Annotated in this window: 16 protein-coding genes; 7 read left to right on the forward strand and 9 right to left on the reverse strand. The window is 60.1% G+C overall.

Features of this window, described 5'->3' with window-relative positions:
- Nucleotide 1 precedes the first annotated feature (1 nt).
- The gene (locus HY36_RS00810) at nt 2–937 is read right to left on the reverse strand and encodes a radical SAM protein (RefSeq protein ID WP_035548141.1); all 936 of its coding nucleotides are present in this window, start codon (nt 935–937) and stop codon (nt 2–4) included.
- 103 nt (nt 938–1,040) lie between these two features.
- Here HY36_RS00810 and HY36_RS00815 point away from each other — a divergent pair, with 103 nt between their 5' ends.
- The gene (locus HY36_RS00815; RefSeq protein ID WP_035546990.1) at nt 1,041–2,348 is read left to right on the forward strand and encodes a hypothetical protein; all 1,308 of its coding nucleotides are present in this window, start codon (nt 1,041–1,043) and stop codon (nt 2,346–2,348) included.
- Between the two features lies 1 nt (nt 2,349).
- Here the strand turns inward: HY36_RS00815 and argF are convergent, their stop codons facing one another.
- Entirely contained in the window at nt 2,350–3,288 is a 939-nt protein-coding gene (argF, locus tag HY36_RS00820) for an ornithine carbamoyltransferase (protein ID WP_035546992.1), read from the reverse strand.
- Between the two features lie 178 nt (nt 3,289–3,466).
- Here argF and HY36_RS00825 point away from each other — a divergent pair, with 178 nt between their 5' ends.
- Nucleotides 3,467–3,670 carry a hypothetical protein gene (locus HY36_RS00825; RefSeq protein ID WP_162175921.1) on the forward strand — a complete coding sequence of 68 codons (204 nt, stop codon included), beginning with the start codon at nt 3,467–3,469 and terminating at the stop codon, nt 3,668–3,670.
- A gap of 178 nt (nt 3,671–3,848) precedes the next feature.
- The gene (locus HY36_RS00830; RefSeq protein ID WP_035547002.1) at nt 3,849–5,066 is read left to right on the forward strand and encodes a saccharopine dehydrogenase family protein; all 1,218 of its coding nucleotides are present in this window, start codon (nt 3,849–3,851) and stop codon (nt 5,064–5,066) included.
- Here the strand turns inward: HY36_RS00830 and HY36_RS00835 are convergent.
- On the reverse strand, nt 5,063–5,506 hold the full coding sequence (locus HY36_RS00835; RefSeq protein WP_035547005.1) for a VOC family protein: 444 nt from the start codon (nt 5,504–5,506) through the stop codon (nt 5,063–5,065). The genes HY36_RS00830 and HY36_RS00835 overlap by 4 nt on opposite strands.
- Nucleotides 5,503–5,832 (reverse strand): ArsR/SmtB family transcription factor, encoded by a 330-nt coding sequence (locus tag HY36_RS00840; protein ID WP_035547009.1) that lies wholly within the window; start codon nt 5,830–5,832, stop codon nt 5,503–5,505. Before HY36_RS00840 ends, HY36_RS00835 begins: the two co-directional genes overlap by 4 nt.
- Before the next feature lie 162 nt (nt 5,833–5,994).
- Between HY36_RS00840 and HY36_RS00845 the strand changes: the two genes are divergently transcribed.
- From HY36_RS00845 to HY36_RS00860, 4 genes are all read left to right on the forward strand, one after another.
- Nucleotides 5,995–6,387: an acyl-CoA thioesterase gene (locus HY36_RS00845; protein ID WP_035547013.1), complete on the forward strand. Its 393-nt coding sequence runs from the start codon at nt 5,995–5,997 to the stop codon at nt 6,385–6,387.
- A gap of 124 nt (nt 6,388–6,511) precedes the next feature.
- Nucleotides 6,512–7,219: a sulfotransferase family 2 domain-containing protein gene (locus HY36_RS00850; protein ID WP_035547016.1), complete on the forward strand. Its 708-nt coding sequence runs from the start codon at nt 6,512–6,514 to the stop codon at nt 7,217–7,219.
- A 58-nt stretch (nt 7,220–7,277) separates the two neighbouring features.
- Complete coding sequence (nspC, locus tag HY36_RS00855; protein WP_035547019.1) at nt 7,278–8,414, forward strand: carboxynorspermidine decarboxylase; 1,137 nt, start codon at nt 7,278–7,280, stop codon at nt 8,412–8,414.
- A gap of 81 nt (nt 8,415–8,495) precedes the next feature.
- A complete protein-coding gene (locus HY36_RS00860) occupies nt 8,496–8,825 on the forward strand; it encodes an excalibur calcium-binding domain-containing protein (RefSeq protein ID WP_155841602.1) in 330 nt (109 codons plus the stop codon).
- A 30-nt stretch (nt 8,826–8,855) separates the two neighbouring features.
- On the opposite strand, the gene HY36_RS00865 is transcribed toward HY36_RS00860, so the two are convergent.
- The 5 genes from HY36_RS00865 to hisS all read right to left on the reverse strand — a co-directional run bounded on the left by HY36_RS00865 (nt 8,856) and on the right by hisS (nt 14,624).
- Complete coding sequence (locus tag HY36_RS00865; protein WP_035547026.1) at nt 8,856–9,674, reverse strand: carbon-nitrogen hydrolase family protein; 819 nt, start codon at nt 9,672–9,674, stop codon at nt 8,856–8,858.
- Between the two features lie 19 nt (nt 9,675–9,693).
- Nucleotides 9,694–10,884 carry an aspartate aminotransferase family protein gene (locus HY36_RS00870; protein WP_035547029.1) on the reverse strand — a complete coding sequence of 397 codons (1,191 nt, stop codon included), beginning with the start codon at nt 10,882–10,884 and terminating at the stop codon, nt 9,694–9,696.
- Nucleotides 10,885–11,284: 400 nt separating this feature from the next.
- Entirely contained in the window at nt 11,285–12,019 is a 735-nt protein-coding gene (gene hisG / locus HY36_RS00875; RefSeq protein ID WP_035547031.1) for an ATP phosphoribosyltransferase, read from the reverse strand.
- Nucleotides 12,016–13,146, reverse strand: coding sequence for an ATP phosphoribosyltransferase regulatory subunit (locus HY36_RS00880; protein ID WP_035547034.1), 1,131 nt, complete (start codon nt 13,144–13,146; stop codon nt 12,016–12,018). The genes hisG and HY36_RS00880 overlap by 4 nt, the downstream gene beginning before the upstream one ends.
- Entirely contained in the window at nt 13,143–14,624 is a 1,482-nt protein-coding gene (hisS, locus tag HY36_RS00885; RefSeq protein WP_035547035.1) for a histidine--tRNA ligase, read from the reverse strand. The genes HY36_RS00880 and hisS overlap by 4 nt, the downstream gene beginning before the upstream one ends.
- Nucleotides 14,625–14,646 lie beyond the last annotated feature (22 nt).

Genomic DNA, 14,646 nt, shown 5'->3' on the forward strand with positions numbered 1-14,646 from the left:
GTCAGGCCGAACAACTGCCGCCGCCCAGCACGCAGAAACTGGCGCACCAGGGATGGTTCAGCTTGACCGGATCAGCCGTCGCGTCCGACAGCGTATCGCCAAGCTCGAACGCAGGGTCGTCCACCAAGAGCGTACAGGCGGTCACCGTGGCCTTGCCCGCGCCCTTGCGGCGGATCACCATGCGCTGGTTGGCGCACATGATGTCGTCTGGTGACTTGTTCAGGATGCCCCAGCAATCTGTTGTAATCTCGGGCGGATCATCGCGCGCGATCATCTCCGGGAACAGGACAAGCTGTTTGGTGTCGGACGGGTCGAGGCGCAGCCCCAGAGATTGGGCCAGCGCGCCATAGGTGGCGCGGGCGGTTGCATCATCCTCTGTCAGGGCCTGGCGTCCGGCAATCGCCACCTGTACGCCGCGTTCACCAAGCCATCGGAGGCCTTTGCACGCCTCTTCAAAAGCTCCCGACCTGCGCTCCTCATCATGAACAACCGCCTCGTGGGAATCGAGGGACACGCGCAGGATCATTCTGGAGCCATAGGTCTCGGCCAAACGCTCCAGGCCCTGCTGGATGCGAGGGCGCATCATCGGACGCATCGCATTGGTCAACAGCAGTAGGCTGTGCCCGTCTGCCAGCACGTCTTCCATGATGCCCAATATCTCCGGGCACATGAAGGGCTCACCGCCCGTGATGCCGATTTCTATGGGCTTGTCGATTTCATCCAGAAACGGCCGTACATCCGCGCGGGTGAGATAGACGAGCCGGTCGTTGCGCGGTGAACTCTCGATGTAGCAATTCACGCATTCGATGTTGCAGAGCGTGCCCGTGTTCAGCCACAGCGTTTTCAAACCTGTCCAGCCGACGCTGGCGCGCGTCTCGCCCTTGGCGGTGACATCGGGATCAGAGAATTTGGCGGGGTGAAATTCGCTATCGGCCATGCTTCCATGTGTAGCGTGATCTGCGCGCCCTTCCAGCAGTTTTGTCTGAACACACTCAATCGTGAATGTTGCCACCTGACAGGGCCGCGCTATTTTGCGCTTCATGGCTGAAAACACTCAGGAACTTGTCTTTGAAATGCTCACCTCTGGAGATGAGGGGCGCGTTTGCAAGGACATCCCTGACAGCGCCTGCAAGGAAGAAGCGGGCAATTTCTTCACGCATGTCACCAGCCTGTCGACCAGCAAGATCTCCGACGGGCTGATTGATCCCAAACTCGTGCTCAGCTGGCTGCTGACCACCATTGGCGCCCCAACCTGGCTGATTGGCCTGCTCGTGCCGGTCAGGGAGGCTGGCGCGCTGTTGCCGCAATTGTTCACCGCCGCCGCCCTGCGCGAGCTGCCTCAGCGCAAATGGGCCTGGGCGGCGGGCTCTGCGGTACAGGGCCTCGCGGCGGCCAGCATGGGCCTCGCCGCCTTCTTTCTCGATGGGGCAGCGGCAGGCTATGTCATCCTGATCGCCCTGGCCGTGCTGGCGCTCGCACGCTCGGTCTGCTCGGTGACCTACAAGGATGTGCTCGGAAAGACCGTCTCGAAATCGCGTCGGGGCACGGCCACGGGAACGGCCAGCACGGTCGGCGCCGCAGCTGTGCTGGTCTATGGCGGCCTGCTCACCGTCGGCTGGATCGACCGGATGAGCCTCGTCATTGGCGGCTTGCTGCTCGCCGGTGGCCTCTGGATGACGGGCGCGGCCCTGTTCACGACGCTGAAAGAGGAGCCGGGCTCCACCGAAGGCGGCGGCAACCCGATCAAATCCTTCCGGGACAATTTCCAGCTGCTCGCCGAGGACAAGCAGCTGCGCCGGTTCATCCTGACGCGCGGCCTGCTGATCTCCACGGCGCTGGCCCCGCCCTTCATGGTGGCGCTCGGCACGGACACTGAAGAGGCCAGCCAGATGTTTGGGGGTCTGGGACTGCTCGTCATCGCCTCAGCCGGGGCGGGCCTGCTCAGCTCCTATGTCTGGGGACGGCTGGCAGACCGGTCGAGCCGGAAAGTGCTGATCCTGACGGCTGCGGCGGCCACGCTCGCCTTGCTCGCGACACTCGGCCTCAACGCGGCAGGATTGCTGCAGGATATCTGGGCGCTGCCGCTGGTCCTGTTCGTGCTGATGATCGCGTATCAGGGCGTGCGCCTGGGACGTTCGACCCATCTGGTCGACATGGCCAGCCAGGACAACCGCGCGGCCTATACGGCGCTGTCGAACACGATCATCGGAACGCTGCTGATATTTGGCGGCGGATTCAGTGTTGTGGCGCACATGGCGGGAGAAACGGTCGTAATCGGTTTGCTCGCCCTGATGAGCGCGCTGGCCATTCCGGTCGCCTTCGGTCTCGAAGAAGTGCAGGACAGCTAGGCTATTTGCCGAGGCACCAGCGCAGCACGGCCTTCTGGGCATGCATACGGTTTTCGGCTTCGTCAAAGACAAGGCTTTGCGGCCCGTCGATCACTTCGGCGTCGACCTCCTCGCCCCGGTGCGCGGGCAGGCAGTGCAGGAACTTCGCACCGCCAGCAGCCAGCTCCATCAGCTCCTCGGTCACGGCATATGGCTCGAGGATTTCCAGACGGCGTTCGGCATCTGCGTCACCCATCGACACGAATGTGTCCGCAATCACCACATCCGCGCCAGCGACAGCCTCTTCCGCCGTGTCGTACAAATCGATGCGCCCCTGCAGGTCGCGGGCGATCTCGATATCCTCGTCATCCGGCGCAAAGCGTGGCGGCGTGCCAACGGCCAGTGAGAACCCGAACTTCGCCGCCGCATGAATGAAGCTGGCGCAAACATTGTTGCCGTCACCCACCCATGCGAGGCGCGCGCCATTGAGGGTCAGGCCGTGCTCTTCCAGCGTCTGCAGGTCCGCCATGATCTGGCAGGGGTGAGACCGATCCGTCAGGCCGTTGATCACGGGTACGCTGGCATTCTCGGCAAAGGCCTCAACGTCTGAATGATCATTGGCGCGGATCATCACCGCGTCGACAAAACGCGACAGAACGCGCGCTGTGTCCTCAACGGTTTCGCCGCGGCCAAGCTGCATGTCGTTGGATGTCGCCGTGATGGACGACCCGCCAAGCTGACGCATGGCCATGTCGAAGGAAAAGCGAGTCCGCGTCGAAGATTTCTCGAAAATCATTGCCAGCGTGTGCCCTTCCAGCGGGGCGCCCTTGTCGACCCGTCCCTTCGGCCAGCCTTGTCGCGCCTTCTTCATCGCATGGGCCATGTCCAGGATTTCGCGCAATTCTGCGGATTCCAGATGCCAAAGGTCAATGAAATGGCGCGGGGTGGCGGATGAGGTCATTCAGAGAAACTCCTGAAACGGGAAAGCGGGCCAGATACTCCGTTTTGAACAATTATTCCAGTGACGGCGGGGGATTTCACCCTGAATCCTCAAACATGGACGAAATCTAATTGAGAATGACTTGCAAGAGGCCGCAAGGTGTGAAACAAGAGTTTTGAGAACGACTCGCAAACAACTGATGGAGCGTCCCATGTGCCTGCCGATCGATGATGCCGCCATGCTGTGCTGGCTGAAAAGCCAGAAGAGCGTGCTGGAAGCGTGGCGGAACGAGTTAACGGAGCGACCTGACACAACCGACACGATGATCAATCGCGTTGAGCAGCACTATACCTGGCTCAGCGAGGAAATCTCTCGCCTCGACGTTCATAGGCAAGCCGCCTGATCCTGCTTTGCCGCAGCGCGGGGCGAGGTTTGCCCACCTCGTTTCCTCCCCCTTCGCTCTCCTGCGCTGCGGCATTCCCCTCCCCCGGCTCCCCGCAGATCTGTACTGGCGAACACACGCTGTTTGCCCTATGTGACGGGCAGATCAGTGCCCATCCAGACAGGGAGTCTCATCACTCATGGACAATGTTCTCATCATCGGTGCCGGTGCCGCCGGATCCGTCGTCGCCCAGAAATGCGCGATGGACCGCGACACGTTCAAACACATCCATCTTGCCTCGCGCCGTATCGAGAGCTGCGAGAAAGTGGCCAAGCTCTGCCAGACACCGATCGAGATTAGCCAGGTTGATGCCGACAATGTTGAAGAGGTTGTCGCGCTCATCAACAAGGTGAAGCCGGACCTGCTGATCAACATGGCCCTGCCTTACCAGGACCTGCCGATCATGGATGCCTGTCTCGAAGCGGGCTGCAATTACATGGACACCGCGAACTATGAGCCGCGCGATGTCGCCAAATTCGAATACTCCTGGCAGTGGGCCTATCAGGACCGTTTCAAGGATGCCGGCCTGACCGCCATTCTCGGCTGCGGGTTCGATCCGGGCGTGACCAATATCTATTGTGCCTATGCCCAGCAGGAAGGCCTGTTCGACGAGATCGAATTCATCGACATTGTGGACTGCAACGCCGGCGACCACGGCAAGACGTTTGCGACCAACTTCAATCCGGAGATCAATCTCCGCGAAGTGACGCAGGACGGCAAATACTGGAAAGATGGCGAGTGGATCGAGATCCCCGCCCTGTCGATCAAGACGATGATCGACTATCCGGAAGTTGGCCCGAAAGCCTCTTACCTGATCTATCACGAGGAAGAGGAAAGCCTGGTCAAGCACATCAAGGGCCTGAAGCAGATCCGCTTCTGGATGACCTTTGGCGAGGCCTACATCAAGCACCTTGAAGTGTTCAAATCCATCGGCCTGATCGGTCTGGAGCCGATCAAGCACAAGGGCATGGACATCATCCCGATGGAATTCCTGAAGGACTTGCTGCCGCCGCCTTCCTCGCTGGCCGAGAACTATACCGGCAAGACGTCGATCGGCGTCATCCTGCGCGGCACGAAAGACGGCCAGCCGGTCTCCAAGATGATCTACAATGTCTCCGACCACGCCAAGACCAATGATGAGGTCTCAGCACAGGCGGTATCTTACACTACAGGCGTTCCGCCGGTTTCCGGCGCGGCCATGTTCTTCCGCGGGGAATGGTCCGGACACGGTGTGTTCAACGTTGAGCAGTTCCCGGCCAAGCCTTTCCTGGAAGATGTCGCCCAGCGCGGCCTGCCCTGGCACGTCATTGATGTGGACGGCGGCGACCAGGAAGACCTGTTCGCAGTCGAGACTTAGCCACAGCACGCATCTGATTTGGGCGCGGCATCCATCGCTGCCGCGTCCAACTCGACCCGTGTGTCGCCATATGTCGTGGCGGCGCTCATCGTGTGGAACATTTCCCAGACCACACCTTGTGGGTCACGTGCCCAGTGTTTGTTGCCATTCGCATAACAACAATGCGCACCCGGCTCCGCCACGGTGGATTGTTCCGCCGCGCGCAGGCTGTCATTAACCTCGGAGAGTTCGTCGTCGCTTTCGACCTGAATGCCAAGATGGTCAATGCCGGGCGCATTGCCCTCCATTGAACTGACGGCGAAATTGATCCGCGGATCATCGAGCATCCATTTGACATAGTCAGGCTTTGACACGATGGGCGCCGCGCCAAACAGCGCTGTGTAGAATTGCTTGCTGGCAAGGAGATCCGCCGCACGGACGTGGATATGAAGGCGTTTCATGAGAGGTTCTTTTCGGTTTCCATGATTTGAGGGGGACAGGCAGAATCAACGCAGCATTCCACCATCAGGAAGGACGCCAGATCGCGAATGAGCGGATAGTTCGCGGTGGAATAAAGCTCCCGTCCACGCTTGTCCTGAATGACCAGCTTTGCCTCTGCCAAGGCTTTCAAATGATGGGCAAAGGTTGTGGCCGGAACGCCGAGCCGCTCCCGTAGAGAGGTTACGGTCAGTCCATCCGGCCCCGCTCGCACCAACATACGCAGCACGCGAATGCGATTGGGGTGGCCAAGGGCCGCGAAGGCAGAAGAGGCTATCTCGTCGTTCATACAGATCTATATATCTAGTTTTTTAGTTATTTCAAGACCTGTTGAACTAAGTTCGCTCACCTACGCATCCCCGCAACGCGCGTATGCGTAATCATGTGTTTTTGCATGCCTTTGGGTGTCCTATCTGTCCCGGCAGCAAAACGCCGACACAAGGACGCCCTCATGGAATCGCATACACCGCCCGGCATGGAACTGACCCTGCGCACACTCGCCATGCCCGCCGACGCCAATGCCGCGGGTGACATCTTCGGCGGCTGGGTGATGTCACAGATGGATTTGGCCGCCGCCGTGCGCGCCAATGAGCGTTGCAATGGGCGCACCGTCACGATTGCGGCGAATGAAATCATCTTCAAGAAACCGGTCCAGATCGGCGATACACTCTGCGTCTACACAGAAGTGGAAAAAGTCGGGCGAACCTCTATGGTCATCCGCATCGAAACATGGGCGCGTCGTGCCTTGACGGCCGTCCGAGAAAAGGTGACTGAAGCGCGCTTCACCATGGTGGCTGTCGATGAGGATGGCCGCCCCCGGCCGGTGAACCCGCCAACGGTCTGATCGGCATTTCAAGGCGCGACATCTGAAGGATTACCCTCATGAGCCTGCCCCTTCTGCCTGGCAATATCTCCACGCTCTGTATCGCGCGATGTATTGCGCGTCTGCAGGCAGCTCGGGGCACGGAATGATCGAATATCAAAGGCACGAACCTGCAATATTCATACATGTGCCGAAAACGGCAGGAACATCCGTCCGGCAAATCTTCAATTCATGGTTTGGCGACGGGTTATTGCCGCACTACGCCAATGCCTCCACCGGCGCATTGCCGGAAGTCACCGAACTAACTCATCCGCGGGAGAGCGGACGGCCGGTCTGTCTTTTCGGCCACTTCAACCAACTTCGAGGGTTTGGAATTCCCGGCCGGTACGATTTCGTTAGACAGTATCTGACGATTGTCCGCGAACCAATTGAACAGGCAATCTCAGAATACTTCTACATACGCAAAGTGGGCCAAAACTGGAAAGACCAAAGCCGAGTTCCAAAAGTCCCCCTGGAAAGCCACCTTGCTTCCGCGAGCCCCAATTTTCTCAACCACTTTCCAGCGGTTGTTACGCAGGACAACTATCGAGATCTGATTGAGGAGAAATTCATCTCCGTAGGCACCACTGAGCACTTGGAAGCGACCATTAAAGTATTTGCGGCCCGCTTAGGCTTCAAGCCAATGACCATTCCAAGAGAAAATGAGACTCCGCGTGATCAGCAAATCTCGCAAGCCACACGGGAATCTTTCATTGAGCGGCAACAGCTAGAGTATCTGGTGTACGACTACTGTCGCAGACGCCTCAATGACCAGTCACTAGAACTGCGCACATCTGGGAGCGGTTCGGCCTGACCCAAATGCATTCACCTATCGATACCACACACCAAAATAGACCAAGGGAACGCGAGTCATGACACAGAGTACGGATATTCAGACGCCCGTTTTCGTGCTGGACGCGGCGCGCCTGCGCGCGAACCTGGAAACGGCGAAACGTGTGCGCGAGGAAGCCGGGTGCAAGATCCTGCTGGCAACGAAAGCGTTCTCCCTGCCCGCCGCTTTCCCGATGATGACCGACTATCTGGACGGCACCACGGCGAGCGGAGAGCAGGAAGCCATCATGGGGCATGAGAGCTTCGGCAAGGAAGTGCATGTCTACTCGCCCGCCTATACAAAGGCCGAGGTGGAACGCCTGACCGAAGTGGCCGAGCACATCTATTTCAACTCCCTCGAACAGCTGGACCGGTTCGCCGACATTGCCCGCAATGCCGGGGCCAAGGTCGGCCTGCGCGTCAATCCCGGCTATTCCAATGCGACGCTGGGCGGAGACCTGTACAATCCGTGTGCGCCCGGAAGCCGGTTCGGCGAAGTGCCGTCAAAGCTGGATCAGGTTGACTGGTCCCGCATCGACATTTTCCATGTGCACGCCTTGTGCGAAAGCCTGCACGAAGGCTCTGTCGGACTGATCGAATTCGTGGCCGACAATTTCGGGCAATACATTGAACAGGTCAGTACCGTGAATTTCGGCGGAGGACACTTCCTCAACAAGGATGGCTATGATGTTGACGCGCTGATCGCGGCCATCAAGGTGTTCAAGGCGCGCTTTGGCGTCGAGGTTGTTCTGGAGCCGGGCGCCGGCCTTGTCGTCAATACGGGCGAGCTTTATGCCACCGTCCTCGCCCTGCACTGGAACGAAGTCGATCTGGCGATCCTCGACGCGTCCGCCTCGACCCATATGCCGGACGTGCTGGAAGTGCCCTACCGGCCAGACGTGATCGGCGCAGGCCAGCCCGGCCAGAAGGCACACACATACCGGTTCGGCGGCAAGACCTGCATGACGGGTGACGTGATCGGAGACTATTCCTTCGACGCCCCACTCAAGCCAGGCGACACGATCATCTTCACCGACCAGATGCATTATTCCTTCGTCAAGACGAACACGTTTAACGGCACCCCGCTGGCAAACCTCGCGGTGCGCTGGGAAGACGGCATCATCGAGAGCCTGTCCGATTTCGGCTATGAGGAATTCCGGCGGCGGTTGGGGCGCTAACCCGCACCAAAAATTTGCGGTTCACTTTTAACCGATGATTGCGCACGATGAGGTATTCTCCGTTTTCGGAGGAATAGACTGATGCGTAGATTGTTACCTGCAATTCTGTTGATGCTACTGCCAACCGCGGGAGAGGCCCTTGCTCATGGTGGCGGGCTCAATGCGCAAGGATGTCACACAAATCGCAAAACAGGTGACTACCATTGTCATGGCAAAACATCCTCATCCTCAGCCACCCCAGCGCCCAGACCTCAACGCGCGACAACGAATACTTTGCCGCCCGCCCCACAGGTCAGGGCCTTTCGCAATTGCTCGGAAGCACGCGCCGCAGGTGCGGCCCCCGTACGTCGGGGTGATCCTGGCTATGGCCCTCACCTTGACCGAGACAATGATGGAATTGGCTGCGAGTAATATACTCTTCAGTAGTAAGGTGTGATGCCGTCAGAGTTTCCGATCATTCCCGAGCGAAGGGATGCGCGCCCGCGCTTTCGCCACGGCATCCAGATCGATGTCCGCCACGATCACACCCGGCTCATCATCTGCCTTCTCCGCCAGCACGTCTCCCCAAGGCGAAACGATCAGGGAGTGGCCGAAGGTCTCGCGGCCATCCTCGTGCTTCCCGCCCTGCGCAGGCGCGAGGACAAAACTGCCGGTCTCTATGGCGCGCGCCCGAACCAGCGTGTGCCAGTGCGCCTCGCCCGTCACGCGCGTGAATGCGGCCGGGATGGTGAGGATTTCCGCGCCCGCCTGCGCAAGCTTGCGATAGAGATGTGGGAAGCGGACGTCATAGCAGATTGTCATGCCAAGCTTGCCGAACTCTGTCTCCGCCAGCACGGCGCGCTCGCCCGGACGATAGGACCGGCTTTCGCGATAGCTCTGCCCGTCGCCTACTTCGACGTCGAACATGTGGATCTTGTCGTAGCGCGCGCGGATGGAACCATCGGGCGCGATCAGGAATGACCGGTTGGCCAGCCGTTCTTCGCCCTCCACCGGCACGGCGATGGACCCGATCAAAAGCCAAATGCCCAATTCATCCGCCAGCGCACGGAGCGCTGCCAGCGTCTTGTCATCTGACTCGGCAACGATCTTGGGCCGCGCCTTGCCGGGGCGAATATCCAGCAGATTGGTCATCTCCGGCGTTGCGATGAAACGCGCACCCTTCCCCGCCGCCTCACGGATCAGGGCCGTGGCGTGATCAATGTTCGCCTCAATCTCAACGCCCGTCCGAAGCTGGGCGCACCCTACGCGGAGCTTTGTCATTCGGCTGGCCTCCGGCAGTTTACTCCGGCACCCACTCAGACAGCGCTGCATCCATGATATTGGTCGCTTCACGGACATGTTCGTCCGTGATCACCAGCGGCGGAGCCAGACGCAGCACGTTGTTACCCGCGACGCCGACCAGAAGATTCTTGTCGCGACACACGCCCTGCAGGCTTTTCGGGTTCGCCTTCATCTTGAGCCCGGTGAGCAGGCCCTTGCCGGTTACGGCCTCGACCTTGTCCGGATGGCTGTCGGCCAGGCTCTTCAGCCCCTGGGTCAACGTAGCCGAAACACGGCGCACTTCGGCGAGGAAATCTTCATCAGAAATGATATCCCAAACGACATTGCCAACCGCCATCGCCAACGGGTTGCCGCCATAGGTGGAGCCGTGGCTGCCCGGTTGCATGTGTTCGCCGACGGTTTCCGTTGTCAGGCAGGCGCCGAACGGGAAGCCGCCACCGATGCCCTTGGCCGAGCAGAGAATGTCGGGCGCGGCGCCGTCTACCCATTCGTGGGCGAACAGTTTTCCGGTCCGCCCCATGCCGCACTGGACTTCATCATAAATCAGCAGAATGCCGTGTTCGTCGCACAGTTCACGAAGACCCTTCAGGCAGGCATCCGGCATGGCGCGGACACCGCCCTCACCCTGTACCGGTTCGACGAACACCGCCGCTGTCGTCGGCTGCGCCGCTGCGGCTTTCAGCGCGTCATGGTCACCCCATTCCAAATGCACAAAGCCCGGCAGCTTTGGACCAAAGCCCTGAAGGTAATTCGGGTTACCACCAGCATTGATGGCGCCGAGTGAGCGACCGTGGAATGCACCGGTGAAGGTAATGATGTCGATGCGCTCTTCATTGCCATTCGCCCAATGATATTTCCGGGCAGACTTGATGGCGCACTCAACCGCTTCAGTGCCGGAATTGGTGAAGAAGACCCGGTCTGCAAACGTGTCCCGGCAAATCTTGTCGGCCAGTTCTTCGGCCCCCCGCACACGGAACATGTTGGAGGTGTGCCACAGCTTTTCCGCCTGGCCTTTCAGCGCGTCGACCATGGCCGGATGCGAATGACCAAGGGCGTTGACAGCAATGCCTGCAATGAAGTCGAGATATCGCGTACCGCTTTCGGTGAAGAGGTATGGACCCTCTCCCTTCTCGAAAACTTCTTCCGGTGGCCGGTAGACAGGCATGATGTGCTGGCGCGGATCGCTCATGATAACTCCCATGCGTTCGCAAAATCTGATTTGGCCAACGCTTGGCCGCGCCGCCTGGCGAAGTCAACACACGGGCTGGCAGCAGCCCCCTTTCCGAAACGGACTTGAGTGAAGCTATCTTGAACCATGAAAATTATTTAATCGAAAAACGATAATTTTGATTGACGTTTTTCGATAAATGCATATTGTTATTCAAGAAGCCGAGGCGGCCCGGGGTCAATGTCTAAAACGCCCCCTACCTCACCTGAGCCGTTGCTCTGGGTCGCCTCGGTGGACTCTCTTGATTACCGGAAATGAAAAAAGGCGCGGAGAGCTTCCACCAGCTTCCGCGCCTTCCACCGTTTGCAGCGTTTCCTCCCAGAAACTTGCCGTGTCATAAGGCCGCGCTTTTGGGCGTGTGTCAAGAATGTGAATTCAAATTTTTCAATGTGAGCAGTTTTTCAATTTTTGCTGCACCGCGCAATAACGACAGGGACTTCAGCGCCGCCGGGCTCCAGGAGGCATTCGCAGACACTGCCAAAACGGCCTCGCTTTTCAAAATTATTCCATCTGAAACAATTTTGAGCCCGTTCGCCTTCAGCGTGGCCCCTGTGGAGGTGATGTCCACGATGACGTCTGCGGCCCCGGTCGCCGGTGCGGCTTCGGTGGCGCCAGCACTTTCGACGAGCCGGTATTCGCCCACCGATTTCGCCGCGAAGAAGCGCCGCGTCAGCCGCATATACTTGGTCGCAACGCGCAAACGCCGATGATGGGCCTTCCGGAAGGCCGCGCCCGCAGCCTCCAGGTCCGACATCGTGTCCACATCGATCCAGGCCTGTGGCACGGCCACAATGACATCCGCCCCGCCAAAGCCGAGCCGCTCTGCCACGTGAAAATCTTCCGGCCCGGTCGGCGCAAGATCATGCAGCAGGTCTTCCCCGGTCACGCCCGCATGGATCGTGCCGTCGATGATGCCCTGCGCAATTTCTCGCGCTGACAGGAGCCGCATGTCGACTTCGCCGAGGCCGGTGATCTCCGCCTGATACCCCCGTTCGCCGCCGATCTGGCGCACTTCGAAGCCCTGCTCCATCAGGAACGCTTCGGACTTTTCCTTCAGCCGCCCCTTGGACGGAATCGCCAGTGACAGGACGCTCATGCCGTCTCTCCTTTTGCGCGCAGGATGCGGTCCGGGCGGACGACACCGCCAATGCCGGATGCAGCGGCCCTGGACCGGGACAAGCCTTCGATCAGCCCGTCATACCGGCCACCCGAGGCAATGGGCTGTCGGGATGTCAAATTCTGCCCGAACGTCTCGAAGACAAAGCCATCATAATAGGTGAACCGACGCCCGAAGCCTGACCGGAACCGCGCCCCTGTCGCGACACCCGGCACGGCAGCGAGAATGGCATCCATGCGCTTTGCAACGCGCTCGATTGCGCTGCTCATCCTGTCGAGCCCATGTTTGCCCGCTATCGCGCCAAGCACATGTGCTGCCTCCCCTGCCGGGCAGTTTACGCCGGCAAGATCAGACAACGCCGCCCGCGCAGCCTCGGGAACACCGCCAGCAGCATGAACCGCCGCCTTGCCCCGCAAACCTGCCACGATTTCAACGACACTGCGTGTACCGATCATGGGAATGCCGCGTTCGGACAAGACATTCAGGAATGCGGCCTCGGCCTCTTTTGAGCTGGGAGCCTCCAGCACAGGTTGCAAGTCATCAGCGAGAGCCTCAGGCGCGGCAGCCAGCAAATCGCTCACCCCGCCCTCCTGCCGGAATGCCCGCTTCAAGAGATCGGTTGTGATCCGGGCCAAACCAAGCGCGTCCACAAAAGCAGGGAAGATCGACAAGTCCCCCATCTCGGTCGCGGCTGGCGTGACGTCACACGCGGCAACGGCCTCACGGACAAGCGCGAATGCCTCGGCATCTGAATCAGCGCTACTGTCCTTGCCGAACCATTCAAAGCCGACCTGTGTGAACTCCATCGGGTCGTTTTCAGCGGCGGGCAGTCGAAATGCTCGGGCCGCGTAAGTATAGGCTTTGGCGCCATCACCACCTGCGGCCCGGCGTTCAGCCTCCTGCCCGGCGACAGGCAGGGTCAGGTCCGGCCGCATGACCATCTCATTCCCGCGATGATCGGAGAATACGCACAGACGCGCGCGCACGGCTTCACCCGACAGTTCCAGCGGAATATCAGACGGCAGAATATAGGCCGGATCTACGCGCTCTGCCCCGGTCGCTTCGAACACGCCGCGCGCTGCCGCGACGAGTGCATCATGTGTCATTTCTGGGCCTCGACGATCTTGCGAATGGCCTCGACCATTTCTGCACGCGGGACCTCAAACTGTCCGGGGCGGGCTTCGCGGTATTCTTCATTGGACTTGATGGCCTTCGCCTTCAAAGCGCCCATCTCAAGATCCTTGATCGTGACCGTGCCCTTGGCGAGTTCATCTTCGCCCACCATGATGGCGGCCGGAGACGATCTGCGGTCGGCATATTTCATCTGCGGCCGCATGCCGGAGGACCCCATATAGGCCTCAGCCCGGATACCGGCGCGGCGCAGCTCTGTTGCGATCTGCAGCGCGACGGACGGGTCTTCCTTGTCGAAATTCAGAACAACCACCGGCCCGTCCAGCTTCTCGGTCTCGCCCATGATCTGCATCGCGGCAGCAAGCCGGGAGATTCCGATGGAGAAACCAGTCGCCGGAACCGTCTCGCCAGTGAAGCGGGCGACCAAATCATCATAGCGGCCGCCCCCACCAATGGAGCCGATGCGGTACGTCTTGCCATCTTCTCCCGTCACTTCACGGAGCAACTCGGCCTCATAGACAGGGCCGGTATAATATTCGAGGCCGCGGACCACGGACGGGTCGATCACGACATCGCCCTCAGGTGCGCCAAGCGCTTCGAGCGCCTTTGCAATGGCTTCCAGTTCGGCAAGGCCGGTTTTGCCTTCCTCTGTGTCGCCGGTAGCCGTCGCCAGATTCTCGAGCGTTTCGGCACGTGTGTCCGCGCCCGCCTGCGCGAAGGCGAGCACGCGCTTCACTTCAGCTGCGCCGAGGCCCGCGCCTTTTGTATAGTCACCGCTTTCATCCATACGGCCTTCGCCGAGCAGATCGGCAACGCCTTCGACGCCCAGTCGGTCCAGCTTGTCCAGGGCGCGCAGGATGGCGAGACGGGTTTCGCCCTGTGTCGCACCCACGCCGTCCAGCACACCGTTCAGCAGGCGGCGCGTATTCACGCGGATCACGAACTCGCCCGTCTCCATCCCGACCGCGCGCAGCGCCTCAGCGCCCATCGCGATCATTTCCGCATCAGCGTGAAAGCCCGGCGCGCCAATCGTGTCGGCATCGCATTGCCAGAACTCACGGAAGCGGCCCGGTCCCGGCTTTTCATTGCGCCAGACCGGCCCGGCGGCATAGCGACGGAACGGCTTGCCCAGTGACTGGCCCGCCTCCGCCACGAACCGCGCGAGCGGGGCCGTCAGATCGTAGCGCAGCGCCATCCATTGCTCATCGTCATCCTGAATGGCGAAGACGCCTGCATTCGGGCGATCATCATCTGGCAGGAATTTGCCCAGCGCATCGGCATATTCGAACGCGCCAGTCTCCAGCGCCTCGAACCCCCATTGGCGGTAGACGCCAGTAATGGTCTCGACCAGTCCGGCCTGCGCATGGATGAGGCTTTCGCGCTTGTCCGGGAAGCCGCGCGGCTTGCGGGCGAGGTCCTTGCCTGTGAGGGGCGGTGTGTCCTTGTCGCTCATGGTCGTCTCTGGTCCTGGTTGC

Source organism: Hyphomonas atlantica corrig., assembly GCF_000682715.1.
Taxonomy (GTDB): Bacteria; Pseudomonadota; Alphaproteobacteria; order Caulobacterales; family Hyphomonadaceae; genus Hyphomonas; species Hyphomonas atlantica.

What these genes read in the sequence shown, in the direction of transcription:
- HY36_RS00810 (WP_035548141.1), bottom strand. Translation starts at nt 937, where the DNA reads ATGGCCGATAGCGAATTTCACCCCGCCAAATTCTCTGATCCCGATGTC.
- HY36_RS00815 (WP_035546990.1), top strand. Translation starts at nt 1,041, where the DNA reads ATGGCTGAAAACACTCAGGAACTTGTCTTTGAAATGCTCACCTCTGGA.
- argF (WP_035546992.1), bottom strand. Translation starts at nt 3,288, where the DNA reads ATGACCTCATCCGCCACCCCGCGCCATTTCATTGACCTTTGGCATCTG.
- HY36_RS00825 (WP_162175921.1), top strand. Translation starts at nt 3,467, where the DNA reads ATGGAGCGTCCCATGTGCCTGCCGATCGATGATGCCGCCATGCTGTGC.
- HY36_RS00830 (WP_035547002.1), top strand. Translation starts at nt 3,849, where the DNA reads ATGGACAATGTTCTCATCATCGGTGCCGGTGCCGCCGGATCCGTCGTC.
- HY36_RS00835 (WP_035547005.1), bottom strand. Translation starts at nt 5,506, where the DNA reads ATGAAACGCCTTCATATCCACGTCCGTGCGGCGGATCTCCTTGCCAGC.
- HY36_RS00840 (WP_035547009.1), bottom strand. Translation starts at nt 5,832, where the DNA reads ATGAACGACGAGATAGCCTCTTCTGCCTTCGCGGCCCTTGGCCACCCC.
- HY36_RS00845 (WP_035547013.1), top strand. Translation starts at nt 5,995, where the DNA reads ATGGAATCGCATACACCGCCCGGCATGGAACTGACCCTGCGCACACTC.
- HY36_RS00850 (WP_035547016.1), top strand. Translation starts at nt 6,512, where the DNA reads ATGATCGAATATCAAAGGCACGAACCTGCAATATTCATACATGTGCCG.
- nspC (WP_035547019.1), top strand. Translation starts at nt 7,278, where the DNA reads ATGACACAGAGTACGGATATTCAGACGCCCGTTTTCGTGCTGGACGCG.
- HY36_RS00860 (WP_155841602.1), top strand. Translation starts at nt 8,496, where the DNA reads ATGCGTAGATTGTTACCTGCAATTCTGTTGATGCTACTGCCAACCGCG.
- HY36_RS00865 (WP_035547026.1), bottom strand. Translation starts at nt 9,674, where the DNA reads ATGACAAAGCTCCGCGTAGGGTGCGCCCAGCTTCGGACGGGCGTTGAG.
- HY36_RS00870 (WP_035547029.1), bottom strand. Translation starts at nt 10,884, where the DNA reads ATGAGCGATCCGCGCCAGCACATCATGCCTGTCTACCGGCCACCGGAA.
- hisG (WP_035547031.1), bottom strand. Translation starts at nt 12,019, where the DNA reads ATGAGCGTCCTGTCACTGGCGATTCCGTCCAAGGGGCGGCTGAAGGAA.
- HY36_RS00880 (WP_035547034.1), bottom strand. Translation starts at nt 13,146, where the DNA reads ATGACACATGATGCACTCGTCGCGGCAGCGCGCGGCGTGTTCGAAGCG.
- hisS (WP_035547035.1), bottom strand. Translation starts at nt 14,624, where the DNA reads ATGAGCGACAAGGACACACCGCCCCTCACAGGCAAGGACCTCGCCCGC.